Origin of the sequence: Labrys sp. KB_33_2, from assembly GCF_052114505.1 — a bacterium.
Taxonomy (GTDB): Bacteria; Pseudomonadota; Alphaproteobacteria; order Rhizobiales; family Labraceae; genus Labrys.
Genome location: NZ_JBFREW010000014.1, coordinates 11997 through 30169 on the forward strand (window position 1 = coordinate 11997; position 18173 = coordinate 30169).

18 protein-coding genes are annotated in these 18173 nt (G+C 64.2%); 7 read left to right on the forward strand and 11 right to left on the reverse strand.

What is annotated here, in order from left to right:
- Positions 1-18 precede the first annotated feature (18 nt).
- From AB4037_RS23610 to rpmH, 5 genes are read right to left on the reverse strand one after another with little or no spacing between them, the layout of a single operon-like run.
- Complete coding sequence (locus AB4037_RS23610) at positions 19-381, reverse strand: DUF423 domain-containing protein (protein WP_441773176.1); 363 nt, start codon at positions 379-381, stop codon at positions 19-21.
- A complete protein-coding gene (yihA, locus tag AB4037_RS23615) occupies positions 378-1028 on the reverse strand; it encodes a ribosome biogenesis GTP-binding protein YihA/YsxC (RefSeq protein ID WP_434958131.1) in 651 nt (216 codons plus the stop codon). The genes AB4037_RS23610 and yihA overlap by 4 nt, the downstream gene beginning before the upstream one ends.
- Complete coding sequence (gene yidC, locus AB4037_RS23620) at positions 1028-3007, reverse strand: membrane protein insertase YidC (RefSeq protein ID WP_434958132.1); 1980 nt, start codon at positions 3005-3007, stop codon at positions 1028-1030. The genes yihA and yidC overlap by 1 nt, the downstream gene beginning before the upstream one ends.
- Complete coding sequence (gene rnpA / locus AB4037_RS23625; protein WP_441773177.1) at positions 3004-3576, reverse strand: ribonuclease P protein component; 573 nt, start codon at positions 3574-3576, stop codon at positions 3004-3006. Before rnpA ends, yidC begins: the two co-directional genes overlap by 4 nt.
- 18 nt (positions 3577-3594) lie before the next feature.
- The gene (gene rpmH / locus AB4037_RS23630; protein ID WP_082980037.1) at positions 3595-3729 is read right to left on the reverse strand and encodes a 50S ribosomal protein L34; all 135 of its coding nucleotides are present in this window, start codon (positions 3727-3729) and stop codon (positions 3595-3597) included.
- 464 nt (positions 3730-4193) lie between these two features.
- On the opposite strand from rpmH, the gene AB4037_RS23635 reads away from it, so the two are divergent.
- Together AB4037_RS23635 and AB4037_RS23640 are read left to right on the forward strand one after the other, a co-directional pair.
- Positions 4194-4499, forward strand: a complete 306-nt coding sequence (locus tag AB4037_RS23635; protein WP_434958134.1) for a zinc ribbon domain-containing protein YjdM — start codon at positions 4194-4196, stop codon at positions 4497-4499.
- A 408-nt stretch (positions 4500-4907) separates the two neighbouring features.
- Complete coding sequence (locus AB4037_RS23640; protein ID WP_434958135.1) at positions 4908-5090, forward strand: hypothetical protein; 183 nt, start codon at positions 4908-4910, stop codon at positions 5088-5090.
- 89 nt (positions 5091-5179) lie between these two features.
- On the opposite strand, the gene hrpB is transcribed toward AB4037_RS23640, so the two are convergent.
- On the reverse strand, positions 5180-7696 hold the full coding sequence (hrpB, locus tag AB4037_RS23645; RefSeq protein WP_441773280.1) for an ATP-dependent helicase HrpB: 2517 nt from the start codon (positions 7694-7696) through the stop codon (positions 5180-5182).
- 214 nt (positions 7697-7910) lie between these two features.
- Here hrpB and AB4037_RS23650 point away from each other — a divergent pair, with 214 nt between their 5' ends.
- Entirely contained in the window at positions 7911-9110 is a 1200-nt protein-coding gene (locus tag AB4037_RS23650; RefSeq protein WP_434958136.1) for a hypothetical protein, read from the forward strand.
- 19 nt (positions 9111-9129) lie between these two features.
- Here AB4037_RS23650 and AB4037_RS23655 read toward each other — a convergent pair whose 3' ends face one another.
- Positions 9130-10284, reverse strand: a complete 1155-nt coding sequence (locus AB4037_RS23655; RefSeq protein ID WP_441773178.1) for an aminotransferase — start codon at positions 10282-10284, stop codon at positions 9130-9132.
- Between the two features lie 110 nt (positions 10285-10394).
- Here AB4037_RS23655 and hslV point away from each other — a divergent pair, with 110 nt between their 5' ends.
- Genes hslV through AB4037_RS23670 form a run of 3 tightly spaced genes read left to right on the forward strand, consistent with a single transcriptional unit; the run spans position 10395 to position 11704 of the window.
- A complete protein-coding gene (gene hslV, locus AB4037_RS23660; RefSeq protein ID WP_441773179.1) occupies positions 10395-10970 on the forward strand; it encodes an ATP-dependent protease subunit HslV in 576 nt (191 codons plus the stop codon).
- A 41-nt stretch (positions 10971-11011) separates the two neighbouring features.
- Positions 11012-11407 (forward strand): hypothetical protein, encoded by a 396-nt coding sequence (locus AB4037_RS23665; RefSeq protein ID WP_434958139.1) that lies wholly within the window; start codon positions 11012-11014, stop codon positions 11405-11407.
- A gap of 33 nt (positions 11408-11440) precedes the next feature.
- A complete protein-coding gene (locus tag AB4037_RS23670) occupies positions 11441-11704 on the forward strand; it encodes a hypothetical protein (RefSeq protein ID WP_434958140.1) in 264 nt (87 codons plus the stop codon).
- Between the two features lie 146 nt (positions 11705-11850).
- Here AB4037_RS23670 and AB4037_RS23675 read toward each other — a convergent pair whose 3' ends face one another.
- The 4 genes from AB4037_RS23675 to AB4037_RS23690 all read right to left on the reverse strand — a co-directional run bounded on the left by AB4037_RS23675 (position 11851) and on the right by AB4037_RS23690 (position 16417).
- Entirely contained in the window at positions 11851-12744 is an 894-nt protein-coding gene (locus tag AB4037_RS23675; RefSeq protein ID WP_434958141.1) for a carbohydrate ABC transporter permease, read from the reverse strand.
- A 14-nt stretch (positions 12745-12758) separates the two neighbouring features.
- Positions 12759-13697 carry a carbohydrate ABC transporter permease gene (locus AB4037_RS23680; RefSeq protein ID WP_441773180.1) on the reverse strand — a complete coding sequence of 313 codons (939 nt, stop codon included), beginning with the start codon at positions 13695-13697 and terminating at the stop codon, positions 12759-12761.
- A gap of 156 nt (positions 13698-13853) precedes the next feature.
- Positions 13854-15170, reverse strand: a complete 1317-nt coding sequence (locus AB4037_RS23685; RefSeq protein ID WP_441773181.1) for an ABC transporter substrate-binding protein — start codon at positions 15168-15170, stop codon at positions 13854-13856.
- A 176-nt stretch (positions 15171-15346) separates the two neighbouring features.
- On the reverse strand, positions 15347-16417 hold the full coding sequence (locus AB4037_RS23690) for an ABC transporter ATP-binding protein (RefSeq protein ID WP_434958144.1): 1071 nt from the start codon (positions 16415-16417) through the stop codon (positions 15347-15349).
- Between the two features lie 363 nt (positions 16418-16780).
- Between AB4037_RS23690 and hslU the strand changes: the two genes are divergently transcribed.
- Entirely contained in the window at positions 16781-18082 is a 1302-nt protein-coding gene (hslU, locus tag AB4037_RS23695; protein WP_434958145.1) for an ATP-dependent protease ATPase subunit HslU, read from the forward strand.
- The last annotated feature ends 91 nt before the right edge of the window (positions 18083-18173 follow it).

Sequence of the window (18173 nt, forward strand, 5' to 3'; positions counted from 1 at the left end):
CAGGATGTCCGCGCTCCGCTACTTCTTCGCCACCAGCGCTGATACGCCCACCAGCAGCCAGGCAGCCATCGAGCCGGTACCGCCGATCGGCGCGGCCATCGGGAACAGGCGCTGGCCTGTCATGGCGTTCAACACCACGTCGGCCGAGAACAGGGCCACGGCGGCAGCGAGGAGGAAGGCGGCGGGCCGGGCCAGCATCGCATGGAGCAGGCCTGCGCGAATGGCCACGACAATGGCGATCAGGGCCGGCGCATGGGCGAGCACCATGATGGCGGCATAGTCGATGCTGGGCCATTTGCCATGGGCGGCAAGCGCCATCAGGCCGATGCCGGCGGCGCCGTACAGGCAGCCCAGCACGGTGAGCAGGCGGTCGGCGATCACAGCGTCAGGCCGCCGCGCTCGGCCAGGATCTGGGCAATGGTGGCACGCAGTTCGTCCATGCCCGTGCCTTCACGGCTCGACGTGACGATGAGTTCGGGGAAGGCGGCCGGGCGGCGCGAGATCTTTTCCTTGGTCTCGGCGATGCAGCGTTCCAGATCGGGCTTTTTCACTTCGTCGGCCTTGGTCAGCACGATCTGGTAGACGACGGCCGCCAGATCCAGCGTTTTCAGCACGGCATCGTCGGTGGTCTTCAGGCCATGCCGGGCATCGATCAGCACGAAGACGCGCGCCAGATTCACTCGTCCGCGCAGATAGTCATGGATCAGCCGGGTCCACGCCTTGACCTTAGATTCGCTGACCTTGGCATAGCCATAACCCGGCATGTCGACGAGGGTCAGGGCTGGGTTCGAAGAAAAGAAGATCAGTTCCTGCGTGCGCCCCGGCGTGTGCGAGGTGCGGGCCAGGGCGTTGCGGTTGGTCAGCGCGTTGATCAGGCTCGACTTGCCAACATTGGAGCGGCCGGCGAGCGCGATCTCGACCCCACCGGGGGGCGGCAACGCCTCAAGCGTATTGGAGGCGTGGCGGAAATCCCAGGTGCTGGCGAAGAGTTTCCTGCCGGCTTCCGTATAATCAGGTCCCTCGGACATCAACTCGCCGCCGATGATGGCTTGCGCCCGAACATGGCCTTGAGATTGTCCCACAGCTCAACCTTCACGCCGTTTTTCTTCATGATGAAGACCTGCTGCAGGATCGAGAGCGTGTTGTTCCAGCAATAGTAGATCACCAGGCCGGCTGGGAAGGCGGCGAGCATGTAGGTGAAGATCAGCGGCATCCAGCGGAACATGGCGGCCTGGGTCGGATCCGGCGGCGCGGGGTTGAGCTGCATCTGGATGAACATGGTGATGCCCATCACCACCACCCAGAAACCGACCATCAGCACGGAGGGCGGCGTCCACGGGATCAGGCCGAACAGATTGAACAGGGTGGTCGGATCGGGCGCCGACAGATCGTGGATCCAGCCATAGAAGGGCGCCTGGCGCATTTCGATGGTGACGAACAGCACCTTGTAGAGTGCGAAGAACACCGGAATCTGCAGCAGCATCGGCAAGCAACCCGAGAGCGGATTGATCTTGTTTTCCTTGTACAGGGCCATGGTGGCCTGCTGCTGCTTCATGCGGTCGTCAGGGAACTCGTCCTTGATCTTCTGCATCTCGGGCTGGAACTTCTTCATCTTCGACATCGACTCATAGGAGCGATTGGCGAGCGGGAAGAAGAACAGCTTGAGGATGACGGTGGTGCCGAGAATGGCGAGACCGAAATTGCCGAAGAGATGGAAGAGGATCTCGATCAGGCGGAACAAGGGCTTGGTGATGAACCACAGATAGCCCCAGTCGATCAGATAGGCGATGTTATCGGTCTTCAGCTTATCGTCGTAATAGGAAAGGGTCGCGACTTCCTTGGCGCCGGAGAACAGATTGGTGCTCACATCCGCGCTCGCGCCCGGCGCAATCGTCAGGGCTGGCCGGTCGATCTGGGCGAGATAGGCCGGCGTGCCGCCGAAATCCTGGCCGACGAAACGGGCGGTGAAGCGGGCCGAGGGATCGGGAACCAGCGCGTTGGCCCAATACTTGTCCGTGAAGCCGAGCCATCCCGTGACGTCGGCAAAGGGCTCCTGCTTGGCGTCGGGCGCCAGATCCTTGTAGGACAGTTCCTTCTGGGAACCGGAGAACCGACCAATCGGCCCCTCATGCAGAACGTAAGTGCCCTGAGTCCCCGGGGTACCGACGCGCAGCATATAAGCCTGGGGCACGATCTCCACAGGCGCCGTACCCTTGTTCTCCACGCTGTCCTTGACGGTGAACATGAAACCGCCGATCGGCTTGGCGGCGCTGGCCTGCTGATCCTTGGGCAGATTCTGGCGAGGCAGGTCGAGCTTGTCGGCGGGCAGCGTCTCGCCGGCCGACGGCAGCAGGGAACCGCTCTGGCCGCGATCCTCATCAATCGAGATGGTGCGGTGGAAAATCAGGCCCTGGCCATTGTCCCATTGCAGCTCGACTGGCGTGGCGGCCGACAGGGGCGCTTGCGACTTGGCCGTCCAGACCGTCTTCAAACCGGGCAGGTTGAGCTTGGTCGCGGCATTGGAACCCGGCTTTTCCTGCCAGCCAAAGACCGTCAAATAGGGGCCGCGATTTTCCAGATTGGCGTGATGATCAGCCGGCTTTACAGGGGTGCCGAACGGCGAGAAGAGATCGACATTGGAAGAGTTGGGGTCGAGCGTCTCGCGATAACCGCGCAGGGCCACGTCGTCGATCAGGCCGCCAACCAGGTTGATCGAACCGATCAGACGCTGGGCATCGATCTTTACGCGCTGCGTGCTCGCCGCCACCGCTTCAGCGCGGCTGGAGAATTGCTTCTGCCCTCCCGCGCCGCCGGGAACGCCGGGCGTGGGCGTAGCCGCCTGCTGCTGCTGTTGTTGCTGCAGGGTCTGCTGGATCTGTTGTTGCTGCTGGGCTTCCTGCTGCTGGCGCCGCTGCATGGGCTGGCCGATGAAATATTCCCACACGACGACGACGAGCAGCGTCAGGACGACCGCCAGAACGACGTTCTTGGTGTCAAAATTCTTCATCGTACAGCCTCATCGGCTGAACGGCGTGGCTTGCGGGCGCCTTGACGCTCGCTGTGCACACGGCCGAACGCCGTTACCATTTCATCAACGATCGTCGCAAAAGATGCGTCGAGGGCGGAGCGCCGCCCGAGCACGACATAGTCATAACCATCGCGCGCATGAAGAGCGCCAGACAGCCGCACCGCCTCGCGCAAGCGCCGGCGGATCCGATTGCGCTCGACGGCGCAACCTTCCTTCTTGGTCACGGTGAAGCCGACACGCGGCTCGACAGTCTCAGACGCCGGCGGCGCAGCCTCGACTGCACCCGCGCGCTCGCGGCGGCGTGCCTGCAGGGATAGCGTTGCAGCATGTGCCCTGCGGCCTTCGCGGACGAAAAGGAAGTCCCGGCGCTTGAGCAGACGCTGCATCGATGAGGGCTCGGAGGCTCTTGAGCAAAATGCTCCAGGCAAAGTTTCCCGGCAAGATCTGGCCAGGAAACTTTGCAAATGTCCGGAATCTTGCTGATTTCTCTCGATCGTGCCCGTGGCACGATCGAGAGAAATCAGCTTGGCACAATGATGCGGAATCATTGTGCCAATCCGTTCCGGTCAGGCCGACAGGCGCTTGCGGCCGTGGGCGCGACGGGCAGCCAGAACCTTGCGGCCTGCCTTGGTGCCCAGACGGGCACGGAAGCCATGGCGACGCTTGCGGACAAGCTTGGACGGTTGATAAGTACGTTTCACGGGTCGTTCTCCGCGGTCGCGGCCGGATGCCGATCGAGTTGAATGGAAAAGCGCACCCCCGAACACCAAAAACGCGCCCCGGCCTTCGCCCTGGGTGCGTCCGGGCCCGATAGGGCGACGCCAAATTCGCCGGTGCTTATGGGGGATGGCGTCCGGGAAGTCAATCGGGACTCGCAAGAAGTCGCGGAGAATACGACGACAGCGTGACGGAGCCGGTGACGTGATCCCGATATCGGCGTGAAATCCCCTTCCGAGGATCGATCGCTCGATCCCAGGCGGGGATGGCAGGGTGCGCGCCCTCTCCGGGCAATGCGGGATCTGCCGCCGGAAATGATCAAGGATTTGCACCGGTCGACCGCAGCGATGTAGATGGCATCCGTCCGGCTTGTGAAGTGGATCTGGTCGTGACGGCGGTTCGCTCTCGGACTCGACCGGGAAACTCCATAAGCAAAGGTGCAAGCAAAATGGCCGATCAGAATGATGACTATGTCTACGATGAGGTGACCGGCGAATGGCGGCCGGCCTCGGAGATGGCGCCTCCCGCCAAGGCGGACCGGGCCGTGGTACGGGATGCGGCCGGAAATGCCCTCGCCGATGGCGATTCCGTGGTCCTCGTCAAGGACCTCAAGGTGAAGGGGGCCAATCAGACCCTCAAGCAGGGCACGGTCATCAAGTCGATTCGACTGACGGACAACGATCAGGAAATCGACTGCCGCCACGACTCCATCAAAGGTCTGGTCTTGCGTACCGAGTTCGTACGCAAGCGCTAAGGCGTGTCGATCGCGGAACCGGAGCGAGCATCGGCGCCCTGCCGCGGCCTGTCCGTCGTCCCGGTACCTTGCGAGCCTGAAGCCGGTTGCAGTGAACAGCCCCCTGCGACATATATCACGACCTATATCAATTGCGTCGAGGGCCACGAAACGCGCCAGATCCACAGACTATGTGGCGACGGAACAAGGCGGGCCGGTAGAAGAGAACGCAGGTTTGCCGACCACCGCCTTCGAAGATCCGTCTCGAATGCGACACTTGGCCCCTCCCCTTTCGGCTCGCTGCGTCGCAGCCACGATACCTTCGTTTTATCCCCCACTCTTCGGGCCGTTCCAAATTCATGTCGGCACCATGACATTGCCGAAATTCAAATTTAAATTATATTGGGGGTGTATTTTGAGGTTATTGCCATGTGTATTGTTACGCTATTGCATCGCATTCTCGATGCCCGCCCGCGCCGGAACCGGCCCTCTTCCGTCAACGAACTCGCTGCCCAACCGGACATTCAGATCGTCTCGCTCCCGCCTTCCGGCTCGATGAGCGCCCTCGCCAAGGCCTTGCAGGCCGCGCATCTCACCGAAAGCAAGACCTGACCGGGTCTCCAGCCCATCCCGGACTTGCTCGTCCCGGATGACACGATCGGCCTGCCGCTCTGCCAACCGATGAAGCCCGGTGATCGCCGTCAGGTGCCGCGCGGTTTCGTCCGGGTGGTCGGCAGGGCTGCGGCCGGATCTTCGGGCCAGGGATGGCGGGGATAGCGCCCTTTCATCTCGACCCGGACGGCGGCATAGGAGCCCTTCCAGAAGCCTGGCAGATCCTTGGTCACCTGCACGGGCCGATGGGCCGGGGAAAGCAGGTTGATGGTGAGCGGCACGCGCCCGCCGGCAATGCCGGGATGGGTGGCGAGCCCAAACAGTTCCTGCACGCGCACCGAGATGGCGGGACCGCCCTCCGCCTCGTAGTCGATGGCGAGACGCGAGCCGGTCGGCGCCTCGAAGAAGGCCGGCGCTTCGGTATCGAGCCGCCTGCGCTCGTGCCAGGGCAGCAGGCCGGCGAGGGCATTTTCCAGATGCTCGGCCGTGATGCCGGACAGGCCCCGCACACCTTCGATGGCCGGGGCGAGCCAGGTTTCGGCATTCTCCGCCAAGGCCTGATCGGAAAGATCGGGCCAATCCGGCGAGCCGCTGGCGGTGAGGAAGGCGATGCGGTCGCGCAACTGGCGCTGGGCCTTGCTCCAGGGCAGGCGGCCGATGCCGGCCTGGGCGAGGCCGCGAGCAAGTACGGCGGCAGCAGCGGCATCCAAGGTCAGCGGCGCCGTGGTCTCCTGCAGCACCAGGCGGCGATAGCGTCGGACAGAGCGGGCTTTCAGGCTGGCGCTGGCGGCATCATAGCCCATGCTCACGTTTTCGCTGACGCCGGACAAAGCCTCGATCTCCTCGGCCGCGATCGGGGCCGCCAAGAGGATACGGCTCGCGCCGGCGCTGCCCGCCATCTCGGCGATGGCGAGCGTCGGCTCGCGGGCCAGGCGGTCATACGGCTCCAGGCGGGCAGCCCGACCATTCTCCATGGTGAAGCTGCCGGGCTGCCCCCTCGCCACCGCAATGCGGTCCGGATAGGCCAGGGCCAGAACCGGACCGGCCCGGGCCGAATCGCCCTCGCCCCGCCCCGCTTCCTTGCTGGCCGTCTCGGTGCTGGCGGTTCTGGCCCACCCGGTCCTTGCCCAAGTCCTGGCCAACCGGCGCATGTCCTGCGCCCGCCCGCCGCGGTCTCGCCGAAAGCGTTCGATGCGCTCCACCAGGTCGGTGCCGTCGCCGCCGAGCCCCCGTTCCGACAGGATGGCGGCGATTTCGGCCGCGAGCATCCCTTCTCCCGCCGGCGCGGCTGATACGATCATGCGCGCAAGCCGAGGCGGCAGGGCCAGACTGGAGAGATGGCGCCCCATTTCGGTCAGCCGGCCATCGGCATCGACAGCTTCGATTGCCGTCAGCAACGCTCTCGCCTCCTTGAGCGCGGGGGCAGGCGGGGGATCGAGCCAGGCGAGCGCCAGGGGATCGCCCACCCCCCAGGCGGCACAATCGAGCAACAATGGGCTGAGATCGGCCGCCAGGATCTCGGGCTTGGCGAAAGCCTCGAAGGCGCCGGTGGCCGCCTCCTCCCACAGCCGGTAGCAGGCACCCGGCTCGGTACGCCCGGCGCGACCGCGCCGCTGGTCGGCGCTCGCGCGCGACACCCGCACGGTTTCGAGCCGGGTGAGGCCAAGATCCGGCTCATAGCGCGGCACGCGGGCGAGGCCCGCATCGATGACCACGCGCACGCCCTCGATGGTGAGGCTGGTCTCGGCGATCGAGGTTGACAGCACCACCTTGCGGCGCCCCGCCGGCGCGGGAGCGACGGCGCGGTCCTGGTCGCGCGCCTCCATGGCGCCGAACAAGGGAGCGATGTCGACTCCCTCCCCAAGATTGCGCTCCGCCAGCAACCGGGCCACGCGGGTGATCTCACCCTGGCCGGGCAGGAAGACCAGGATGGAGCCCGTCTCCGCCCTCAGGGCCCGCATCACCGCATCGGCAACCGCTTCGTCGAGGCGCTGACGCGGATCGCGGCCGAGATAATGCGTGACCACCGGAAAGGCACGGCCGGCACTCTCGATAACCGGCGCATCGCCCAGAAGCGCGGCAACGCGCGCGCCGTCGATCGTCGCCGACATCGGCAGGATGCGCAGGTCCTCGCGCAGTCCGGCCTGGGCGTCGAGTGCGAAGGCCAGCCCCTGGTCGGCGTCGAGCGAGCGTTCGTGGAACTCGTCGAACAGCACGGCGGCCACACCGTCGAGCAAGGGGTCGTCGAGAATCATGCGGGCGAATACGCCCTCGGTAACCACCTCGATGCGGGTCCTGGCCGAGATGCGCGATTCGAGGCGCACGCGCAGGCCGACCGTGGCGCCGACGGATTCGCCCAGCGTGGCAGCCATGCGGGCGGCGGCAGCGCGAGCGGCAAGACGACGCGGCTCCAGCACGATGATCTTGCCCCCGCCTGTCCAGGCCTGGTCCAGCAGGGCCAGCGGCACGCGCGTGGTCTTGCCCGCACCGGGCGGCGCGACGAGGACAGCATTGGAACGCGCCTGCAGGGCCTGCTTGAGGGCCGGCAGGGCATCATCGATGGGCAAAGGCTGATCGAACACACGCATCGCGCCGATGTGACGCATCAAGGAGGCAAGTGCAATGGCGGACGGGCCAGCCGTCCCGGAAGTCGCTGCTATCCCTCTCCTGGAGGGGAGCGACGGCTCCCGGGGACTACGCCCAATGTGGCATTGCGACCGACAGGCCGCCGGACGATTTTAACCATAGTGTGACTTTTTCGTCATCGACGCCTCGCCTGCCTTCGGCCATAGCTAGCTCTCGACGATTGAGGACGAGGCGATGGAACGGCGCGCCTATGAAGCTCCGCTCGACCCCGCACTCGCGGTGTCGGGCCTCCTGACCCGGCTGGGCTTGTTCCTGCTGGTCATTTTTGCGCCTTTTTTTGCCATGTTCTCGCGCCACGCCGTGGCGATCATCGTACCGATCGCCACCGCCCTGCTGATCCTGGCGGCGGCGCTCGACAACCGCCTGCCGACGGCGCTGCGCCGCCTGCAGGGTGCGCTGACCTCGCCCCGCACCCTGGCGCTGCTTGCCTTGCTGGTCTGGGCTGCCATCAGCATCTGGTGGACCCCCCGTCCCGCTTCGGCGGCCGGCCGGCTGCCGGGCATATTGGGCGTCGTACTCTTGTTCGCCGTCACGATTTCCTGCCTGAAGCCGCGGGTGCGCTTCAGCGACGCCAACCTCATTCCGATCGGCGTCGGCATCGCCAGCGTGACCCTGATCTTCGAATATCTGCCGGGCTCGCCTCTGCAAGGCCTCGGTGAGACGGGCACGGAGGACGCCGAGAGTACGCGCGCCGCCCTGCTTCTCGCCCTCCTGGTCTGGCCGGCGGTGGGCGCCGTCCTGGCACGCGGCCGCAGCTGGCAGGCCCTGCTGCTCTGCCTGGTGACGATATTGGCGCTCTGGCTGGTGCATGATCTGGTGATCTTCACCGCCTTCATCGCCGGCATCGTGGTGATGACCCTGGCCCTGTGGCGCCGGCGGGCTGCCGCTTTCGCCGTCGCCATCTCGGCTCTGGTCCTGCTGGTGCTCGCACCATTGGCCGGCTGGATGATGGCACGCTGGGGCGGCTTCCTGCTGCCGGCCGAGGGCGATCATTTGGTGGCGCTCTGGCGCGACGTGACCTACGCCCTGCCCGATCACCTCTTAGCCGGCTTCGGATATGATTCGAGTTCGTCGCTGACCCGTGGCATCGGCGGCCAGCTCCTGGCTTCGCCCCACAATGCCGCGCTGCAGATCTGGCTCGAACTCGGCCTTGTCGGCGTGGCGCTGGCGGCAATCGCGCTCTGGCTGACGCTGATGGGCATGAACCGCGACGACGACCGTTCGGCACCCGCCGCCCTCGCTGTTTCGGCCTCCGCTTTGGTGATGATGTTTGCAGGCCTCGCCGCCTGGCAGCCCTGGTGGCTGATGGCGCTGGGCCTCACCAGCGTCTCGCTCGCCTTCCTGGCCCGGCTGGGCGCGCGTCGGCGCGATTGAGGGGGCGGTTCCCGCTCAATCACCCCCGCCGCGCCACGCCCTTCAGATTGGCGAGCGCGGCTGCCAGGGTCTCGTCCCGCTTGGCGAAGCAGAAGCGCACCACGGTCGTTACCGCATCCTGCGCATAGAAAGCCGAGACCGGAATGGCGGCGACCTTGTGCTCGACCACCAGGCGTTGGCAGAAGCCGACATCGTCCTCCTCGATGCCGCTGGCCGTCAGGTCGATGTTGAGGAAGTAGCTCGCCTGGCTCGGCAGGGTGGCGAAGCCGAGCTCGGCCAGCCCCTCCGCAAACCGATCGCGCGAGCGTTGCAGCGCTGCCCGCATGCCGGTGAAATAGGCGTCCTCCTTGCCGAGCCCGTAGGCGACGGCAGTCTGCAAATTGGGAGGCGTGGTGAAGGTGAAGAACTGGTGCGCCTTGGCAATCACCTTCAGGATCGGCGCGGCCGCCATGACGAAGCCGACCTTCCAGCCGGTGAGCGAGAAGATCTTGCCGGCCGAGCCGATCTTCACCGTGCGCTCGCGCATGCCGGGAAAGCCGATCAGCGGCCGGTGCACCCGGCCGTCGAACAGCACATGCTCCCAGACCTCGTCGCAGACGGCGATGGCGTTGTAATGCACGCAATATTCCGCCAGCAGGGCCTGGTCTTCGTCCGAAAAAGCGATAGCGGCCGGATTGAGTGGGTTGTTGAACAACACTACCTTCGTGCGCGAGGAAAAGGCGGCATCGAGCGTCTCGCGCGTCAGGCGCCAATGGGGCGGTTGCAGCGTGACGAAGCGCGGCACCCCACCCGCCCGGCGCACCAGCGGCAGATAGGCGTCATACATCGGCTGGAACAGCACCACCTCGTCGCCCGGCTCTATCAGCGCCATCAGGGCGTCGGCAATCGCCTCGGTGGCGCCGGAGGTGACCATCACCTCGGTTTCGGGATCAAGCGCCACGCCCTGGAAGCGGGCATAGTGCTCGGCGATGGCGCGGCGCAGCTCGGGCAGGCCGAGCATGGGCGGATATTGGTTCCACCCCGTCATCACGGCCTCGGCCGCCTTTTCGCGCACGTCGAGCGGCCCGGCATCATCCGGAAAGCCCTGGCCGAGATTGACGGCATCATGCTCGCGGGCAAGGCGCGACATGGTTTCGAAGACGGTTGTGGAAAGGCCGGCGAAGATGCTGTTCATGCCGAATCGATAGACGAGTTGAGTGAAGCGATAAAGGGGACTCTCGCCTTCCCGCCCTTTGCCTTTTGCCCGGGACCTCCTAGATAGAGGCCATGTTCAGTGAGGTTCCCATGAAATTCGACTCTTCCGCCGGCCCCGACAGCGGCCCTCGCTCCCCCTTCCATGCCACCACCATCCTGATGGTCCGCAAGGGCGGGCGCGTGGTCATCGGCGGCGACGGACAGGTCAGCCTCGGCCAGACCGTGATCAAGGGCAATGCCCGCAAGGTGCGCCGGCTCGGCAAGGGCGACGTGATCGCCGGCTTTGCCGGGGCCACCGCCGACGCCTTCACTTTGTTCGAGCGGCTGGAAGCCAAGCTCGAGCAGTATCCCAGCCAGTTGACGCGGGCCTGCGTCGAGCTCGCCAAGGACTGGCGCACCGATCGCTATCTGCGCCGGCTGGAGGCAATGATGCTGGTGGCGGACAAGTCGGCCGGGCTGGTACTGACAGGCACGGGCGACGTGCTGGAGCCCGAAGGCGGGGTGATGGCGATCGGTTCCGGCGGCAATTATGCGTTGGCCGCCGCAAGGGCGCTGGTCGACACCGACTATGATGCCGAGGCCATCGTCAAGAAGGCGATGAACATCGCAGCGGATATCTGTGTCTATACCAATCATAACCTGGTGATCGAGAGCATCGATCTCTGATAAGAGGTGGGCATTCACATCAGGCAGAAAGCCGCCCGCGCATGCTCTCGTTCCGGATCAGCCTCCCCGTCATCTTCGCCGCTTTCGCCCTTGCCGGCTGCGCGGCGGAAAAGCAGCCCGAATTCCCCACCACCAACCCCCTCGAAAAGGCCTGCCAGGCCGAGGGGGTGAAGGCGGGCACAGCCATGGCGGACTGCATGCGGCGCAAGGCCTCCCAGGGTATTGCCGGCGACACCTGCAGCCGCAAGGGCGTCCGGCCTGGCTCGCCGCAACGGGAGCGTTGCGTCAAGCTGGAAGCCGAGTACAGCCAGGCGAGTTCCGAATGCCAGGCCCAGGGCCTCGGCACTTTTGGGCCTGAAGAAGTCGCCAAGTTCAAGGCCTGCATCACCGGCAAGGCTCCGGAGGCGGCTGCCTACAAATTCGCCGAGGACAAATAGGCGGGACATCGCGTCACCTGAACGGGAGGCCGCGTGAAGGGCAGGCTCGACATCAGCGGCTATGACAGCTGGACGCAATTGGCGATGCATCTGGTGGTGCTGCTGGCATGCCTGCTCGCCAGCGCGCTGATCTGCTTCGGCCTCGTCGCGGTGAGTGCGCCCTTCGTGCTGTTGCAATGGATCGGCTTCTTCACCCTCGCCAAATTCGTCTATTTCGTCGTCGCCTATGTGCTGTTCGGCGGCTCTTTCATCGACCCGCTCGAGCAGATGTATGAGGACCGGCGCAACCGGCGCTGAGACATGGGTGACCACCGCATATTTGATCGCCATTTCCCTGGGACCGCCAGCATCCTGCTGGCTCTTGGAAACGCCGTCCTTGTTGGAAATAAAGAGCCAGCAGGATGCTGGCGGTCCCAGGGAAAAGCGGCCGCAATGCGAACCGGTTATTCCTTCACCGCGCCCGTCATCGAGGACACGTAATAGTCGACGAAGAAGGAATAGAGGATCACCACCGGCAGGGAGCCGAACAGCGCCCCCGCCATCAGCGAACCCCATTCGAAGATGTCACCTCTTACCAGCTCGGTCAGCACGCCCACCGGCACCGTCTTGTTCTCGGACGACTGGATGAAGGTCAGCGCGTAGATGAACTCGTTCCAGGACAGGGTGAAGGCGAAGATGCCGGCGGAAATCAGGCCCGGCACCGCCAGCGGCAGGATCACCCGCACCAGGATCTGCCAGCGCGAGGCTCCGTCGACCAGGGCGCTCTCCTCCAGCTCATAGGGGATCGAGCGGAAATAGCCCATCAGCAGCCAGGTGCAGAAGGGAATCAGGAAGGTCGGATAGGTGAAAATCAAAGCAAGCTTGGTATCGTAGATGCCGAGCTTGAAGACGATGAAGGCGAGTGGGATGAACAGGATCGAGGGCGGTACCAGATAGGCCAGGAAGATCAGGAGGCCGACGATACGCGATCCCCTGAACCGGATGCGTTCGATCGCATAGGCGGCGAGAACCGAGGCAAAGAGTGCCAGCGCCGTCGCGCCAACCGAGACATAGATCGTGTTGAGCAACCAGCCCGGATAGGAGGTCTCGAACAGGAGATAGCGGATATGTTCGAGCGTGGGTCCTACAACCCAGAACGGGCTGTGATTGGCGTAATCGGTCAATTGGTCGTTCGGCTTTACCGTGGTGATCGCCATCCAGTAGAACGGGAACAGCAGCACGATGACGAAGACCAGTAGGGGCAGGTAGACCGTCACCACCCGCCGCGGCAGGCTGGAGAGATAGGCCATACCCTCGACGTTGTCGGTAAGCGGCGCGGTGGCTTGTTTCGAATTCATCGTCGTGCCTCCGCTCATTCCTGTCCACCCTGTTGCCAGCGCCGGCGCTGCAGGCCGAAGAAGCTGAACAGGATCGCAGCCAGCAGGAAGGGCACCATCGCCACCGCGATGGCCGCGCCTTCGCCGAGCTGGCCGCCGGGAATGCCGCGCTGGAAGGAAAGGGTCGCCATCAGATGGGTGGCATTCACAGGGCCACCCTTGGTCAGCACATAGATGAGCTGGAAATCGGTGAAGGTGAACAGCACCGAAAAGGTCATCACCACGGCGATGATCGGCGTCAGCAGCGGCAAGGTGACATGACGGAAGCGCTGCCAGCTCGTGGCGCCATCGAGCGAAGCGGCTTCCTGCAGCGAAGGCGAAATGGTCTGGAGGCCGGCCAGCAGCGAGATGGCGACGAAGGGAATGCCGCGCCAGACATTGGCGACGATCACCGAGATGCGGGCATTGACGGGATCACCGAGGAAATTGATCGGCTGCTGGATCAGGCCAAGCTGCATCAGCGTCCAGGAGATGATCGAGAACTGCGCATCATAGATCCACCAGAAGGCCAGGGCCGAGAGCACGGTGGGCACGACCCAGGGCAGCAGCACGATCGCCCGGAACAGCGACTTGAAGGGCAGATGCTGGTTGAGGAGCAGAGCGAGCCAGAGGCCGAGGCCGAATTTGAGGATCGAGGCAACGACCGTGTAGACGACGGTGTTGAACACCGACATCCAGAACACCGAATCGGCCCAGAGAAACTCATAGTTCTCCAGCCCGACGAAAACGCCCTCACGCCCGATCTTGGTGTCGGTGAAACTGAGCCAGACGCCCAGGCCCAGCGGATAGGCCAGCAGGCAGATCAGGAACACCGCCGCCGGCAGCATGAAGAGTGTGCCGAGCGCGCCCCTGCTCTGCGCCAGCCTGGCGAAGGCGGAAGGTCGCGGCCGTGGTCTCGATGTCGCGATGCTCATGGGGTGCCTTGGTGGAAAACGGGATATCGAGGTTTACCATGGGGCTACGCATCCACCCCTCATCCCCCTGCCGGGACCCAAGGCACTTCCGCTGAAAGTGCCAGGTCCCGCAAGGGGAGAAGGGGTGCAAGCGCAACCTATCCGACCGGCAAGCCCCTATACCCGGTAATAGCGATTGGCCCGCTTCTCGGCCTGGGCGGCCGCGTCCTCCGGCGACATCTGGCCTGTCACCGCGACCGCATACATGTCGACCAGCACATAATCGGCCATCACGCCGGCCGAGGCATAGCCGAGGGGGCCGGCATAGCCGTTGGGGCGCAGCGTCTCGGAGGCATGCGAATAGGGTTCATGGATCGGATCGGCCTTCCACACCGGATTGGCGGCAAAAGCCTTCAGGGCCTGGCAGCAATAGGCGCTGGATCCGCCGATCCAGGCATTCATCTGCGCGTCCTCATACATGAATTTCAGATAGGCCTTGGCCGCCTCGGGATATTTGGAATGCTTGAACAGTAGCGCCGAGGTGGTCTGGTGCAGTTCGACCTTCTGTCCCACGGGGCCGACCGGGAAGTTGACCGTGCGGATATCCGCGGCCAGGTCCTTGAGCTTGGCATCCTTCTTGGCCGCGTAATAGAGCGAGACGCCATTGGCGGTCAGTGACACCTGTCCGGCCAGGAAGGCACGGTTGTTGTTGATGTCGAGCCAGCTCTCGGTGCCGGGGATGAAGGTCTCGTAGAGCGATTTGGCATATTTGATCGAGGCGATGGTCTCGGGCGAGTTGATGGTGACCTTGCCGCTTTCGTCGACCATCTTGCCGCCATGGCTCCACAAGAGCCAATGGGCATAATTGTTGCCGTCGCCCACGGCCTTGCCATGCGGGAAGCCGGCCGGGGTGCCCTTGGCCTTGAGCGCCTTGCACAATTCGAGGAAGCCAGCGGTATCCTTGGGGAATTCGCTGAAGCCGGCTGCCTTCATATGGCTGTCGCGATAGCAGATGGCGTTGCCGATCGCCGCCAACGGCAGGGCGATGAACTTGCCCTCGCGCGTAGCATAGCCCTTCAGGCCGTCATACCAGCCGCCATATTTGCCCCCGAGATAGGTGCCGAGTTCGGTGAGGTCGACCAGCTTGTCGGGATATTGATGGGCGTCGTCGAACCAGCACAGCACGATGTCCGGGCCCGAGCCGACATTGGCGGCCACCGCCGCCTTCGGACGAATGTCCTCCCAGCTCTCCTTGTCGACGCGGACCTGCACGCCGGTCGCCTCGGTGAACTTCTTGGTATTGGCGAGCCAGGCATCTTCGTCGCCCTGCACGAAGGGGGTCCAGCGCAGCACGCGCAGGCTTGCGCCTTCCTCGGGCTTGTAGCTGGGTTCGGCTGCCTGGGCGAAGGCTGGCGCAACGCCAAGGCGGCCAAGCCCGGCAGCCGCGGCGAGGCCCGCGGAAGCAGTGAGCAGATCACGTCTGTTGATCGTCATCGAAGTCCTCCCTGGCAATGGCAATTATTTATGGCCCGAACGCCGATCGATATGCCGGGCGTGCAGGCAAAGCAGTTTTCGTCAGCCGTCAGAAAAGACGAGCCCAGCCTTCGCAAGGACCGCGCTCGTTCCTGCCGCCGAATGCGGAAGCGATATCAAGATGCCGCCCTGGCCGGTCAGGCGGCAGGCTCCAAGCGGCGGCCATTTTCGGCATCGAACAGATGGGTCGAGCCGACATCGATGGAGACATTGATGGTCTCGCCAGGCTGGGCCCCCACGCGCTCGTGGAAGACGCAGGCCACGTCCACGCCCGCGAGCTTGGCCATCATATGGGTCTCGGATCCCGTCGGCTCGGTGACCACGACGGTCAGCGGAATGCCGCTGGCACTCAATCGCAGGCTCTCGGGCCTGAGGCCGTAGATGAGCGGCTTGTCGGTCGTCTCGCGCGGCACGCGCGTCGGCAGAACGCTGCCATCCGCGGCGATGAAGCGGCTGGCATCCTGGGGATCGAGCCGGCCCTTGATGAAATTCATTGACGGCGAGCCGATGAAGCCGGCCACGAACAGATTGGCCGGCTGGTCATAGAGCTCGAGCGGGGCGCCGATCTGCTCGACGATGCCGTCATGCATCACCACGATCTTGTCGGCCATGGTCATGGCCTCGATCTGGTCGTGGGTGACGTAAACCGTCGTCGTCTTCAGGCGCTGGTGCAGTTCCTTGATCTCGGCGCGCATGGCCACGCGCAGCTTGGCGTCGAGATTGGAGAGCGGTTCGTCGAACAGGAAGACCTGAGGGTCACGCACGATAGCGCGGCCCATGGCGACGCGCTGGCGCTGACCGCCGGACAATTGGCGCGGATAGCGGTCGAGCAGCTTGGACAGGCCGAGAATTTCGGCGGCCGGCTTCACGCGCTTTTCGATCTCGGCCTTGTTGGCGCCCTTCAGCTTGAGCGAGAAGCCCATATTGTCGGCCACGCTCATATGCGGATAGAGCGCGTAGTTCTGGAACACCATGGCGATGTCGCGCTCTTTGGGCGGCAGGTTGTTGACCACATCCTTGCCGATGCGGATCTCGCCGTCCGAGATGTTCTCCAGGCCCGCCAGCATGCGCAGGAGCGTGGATTTCCCGCAGCCCGACGGGCCGACCAGGATCACGAACTCGCCATCGGCAATCTCGATGTCCACGCCCTTGATGACGGGGTGGGTCCCGAATGATTTCCTGACATTGACGAAGTCGACTGACGCCACGACGCTTCCCCCCAAGCAAAAGGATGATGTTGCCCGATCGCCGCCACGAGGGGCGGCATTTCTGCCTTCTCGGCCTCTTTCGGACCGTATCGAACCACCTGCGGAAGCCGGCCCGCCATCGGAAGGGGCCGGTCCATGCAAGCGGCGGCATCCTGACGGTGGGACAAGACCCCTGTCAAGGCAAAGAGCCCCTCATCCCGCACAAATCTTCAGACCAATGTTTTCCAGCGGAAGTGCAGCGCTATCATCATACCGCCACGCCTTTGTTTGCCTCGCACAATTGCAGGATCGCCTTTAATTCTCGATGCTGGATTTTCGCGCTTCAGCCATTATGTAGCAGCTTTACCCTTCCCCCGAGTGCCTATGTCCAATTTCTCTCCCCGCGAAATCGTCTCAGAACTTGACCGTCACATCGTCGGCCAGCACGACGCCAAGCGCGCCGTCGCCATTGCCCTGCGCAATCGCTGGCGCCGCCTGCAGCTCGACGAGACGCTGCGCGAAGAGGTGATGCCCAAGAACATCCTGATGATCGGGCCCACCGGCGTCGGCAAGACCGAGATTTCGCGCCGCCTCGCCAAGCTCGCCAATGCTCCCTTCCTGAAGGTGGAAGCCACCAAATTCACCGAGGTCGGCTATGTCGGGCGCGACGTCGAACAGATCGTGCGCGATCTCATCGATATCGGCATAGCCTTGGTGAAGGCCGAAAAGCGCAAGGAAGTTCAGGCGAAAGCTCATCTCGCCGCCGAGCAGCGCGTGCTCAACGCCCTGGTTGGCGCGACGGCGAGCCCGGCGACCCGCGACAGCTTCCAGAAGAAGCTGCGTGCCGGCGAGCTCGACGACAAGGAAATCGAGATCGAGATGAAGGATACGTCCTCGCCGTCCTTCGAGCTGCCCGGCTTGCCCCAGGGCCAGATGGGCGTGGTCTCGATCGGCGACATCTTCGGCAAGGCCTTTTCGGGACGCACCAAGACCAAGCGCACCACGGTCCGCGAAAGCTATGACCAGCTGATCCAGGAAGAGGCCGACAATCTGCTCGACCAGGACCAGATCGTGCAGGAGGCCATCCGCCAGGTCGAGAACAACGGCATCGTCTTTCTCGACGAGATCGACAAGATCTGCGCCCGCGAGAATCGCGGCGGCGCCGATGTCAGCCGCGAAGGCGTACAGCGCGACCTCTTGCCGCTGATCGAGGGCACCACCGTGTCGACCAAACACGGCGCGGTGCGCACCGACCACATCCTCTTCATCGCTTCCGGCGCCTTCCATGTCGCCAAGCCATCCGATCTGCTGCCCGAATTGCAGGGCCGCCTGCCGATCCGCGTCGAGCTGCAGGCTCTGACCCAGGACGACTTCCGCCGCATCCTCACCGACACGGAAGCCAGCCTGATCAAGCAATATGTGGCGCTGATGGGCACCGAGAACCTCACCCTGGATTTCACGCCGGAAGCAATCGACGCCATCGCCGCCATAGCGGTGCATGTGAACGCCACCGTCGAGAATATAGGTGCGCGCCGGCTGCAGACGGTGATGGAGCGCATCCTCGACGAGATCTCCTTCACCGCCCCCGACAAGGGTGGCGAGAGCGTCACCATCGACGCCGACTATGTGCAGAAGACGGTGGGCGACCTCGCCAAGAACACCGATCTCAGCCAGTTCATTCTGTGAGCGGCTAGCACCGTCCGAGCAAGAAGGGGCGCGATCAGCCTTCCCTCACGTCGTGGAGAAGGTTGATCGCGCCCTGTTTCGCGAGGTCCAA

Excerpts from the sequence above, each read along its gene's own strand:
- yihA (WP_434958131.1), bottom strand. The coding sequence starts at position 1,028 with ATGTCCGAGGGACCTGATTATACGGAAGCCGGCAGGAAACTCTTCGCC.
- yidC (WP_434958132.1), bottom strand. The coding sequence starts at position 3,007 with ATGAAGAATTTTGACACCAAGAACGTCGTTCTGGCGGTCGTCCTGACG.
- rnpA (WP_441773177.1), bottom strand. The coding sequence starts at position 3,576 with ATGATTCCGCATCATTGTGCCAAGCTGATTTCTCTCGATCGTGCCACG.
- AB4037_RS23635 (WP_434958134.1), top strand. The coding sequence starts at position 4,194 with ATGGCCGATCAGAATGATGACTATGTCTACGATGAGGTGACCGGCGAA.
- AB4037_RS23640 (WP_434958135.1), top strand. The coding sequence starts at position 4,908 with ATGTGTATTGTTACGCTATTGCATCGCATTCTCGATGCCCGCCCGCGC.
- hrpB (WP_441773280.1), bottom strand. The coding sequence starts at position 7,696 with ATGCGTCACATCGGCGCGATGCGTGTGTTCGATCAGCCTTTGCCCATC.
- AB4037_RS23650 (WP_434958136.1), top strand. The coding sequence starts at position 7,911 with ATGGAACGGCGCGCCTATGAAGCTCCGCTCGACCCCGCACTCGCGGTG.
- AB4037_RS23655 (WP_441773178.1), bottom strand. The coding sequence starts at position 10,284 with ATGAACAGCATCTTCGCCGGCCTTTCCACAACCGTCTTCGAAACCATG.
- hslV (WP_441773179.1), top strand. The coding sequence starts at position 10,395 with ATGAAATTCGACTCTTCCGCCGGCCCCGACAGCGGCCCTCGCTCCCCC.
- AB4037_RS23665 (WP_434958139.1), top strand. The coding sequence starts at position 11,012 with ATGCTCTCGTTCCGGATCAGCCTCCCCGTCATCTTCGCCGCTTTCGCC.
- AB4037_RS23675 (WP_434958141.1), bottom strand. The coding sequence starts at position 12,744 with ATGAATTCGAAACAAGCCACCGCGCCGCTTACCGACAACGTCGAGGGT.
- AB4037_RS23680 (WP_441773180.1), bottom strand. The coding sequence starts at position 13,697 with ATGAGCATCGCGACATCGAGACCACGGCCGCGACCTTCCGCCTTCGCC.
- AB4037_RS23685 (WP_441773181.1), bottom strand. The coding sequence starts at position 15,170 with ATGACGATCAACAGACGTGATCTGCTCACTGCTTCCGCGGGCCTCGCC.
- hslU (WP_434958145.1), top strand. The coding sequence starts at position 16,781 with ATGTCCAATTTCTCTCCCCGCGAAATCGTCTCAGAACTTGACCGTCAC.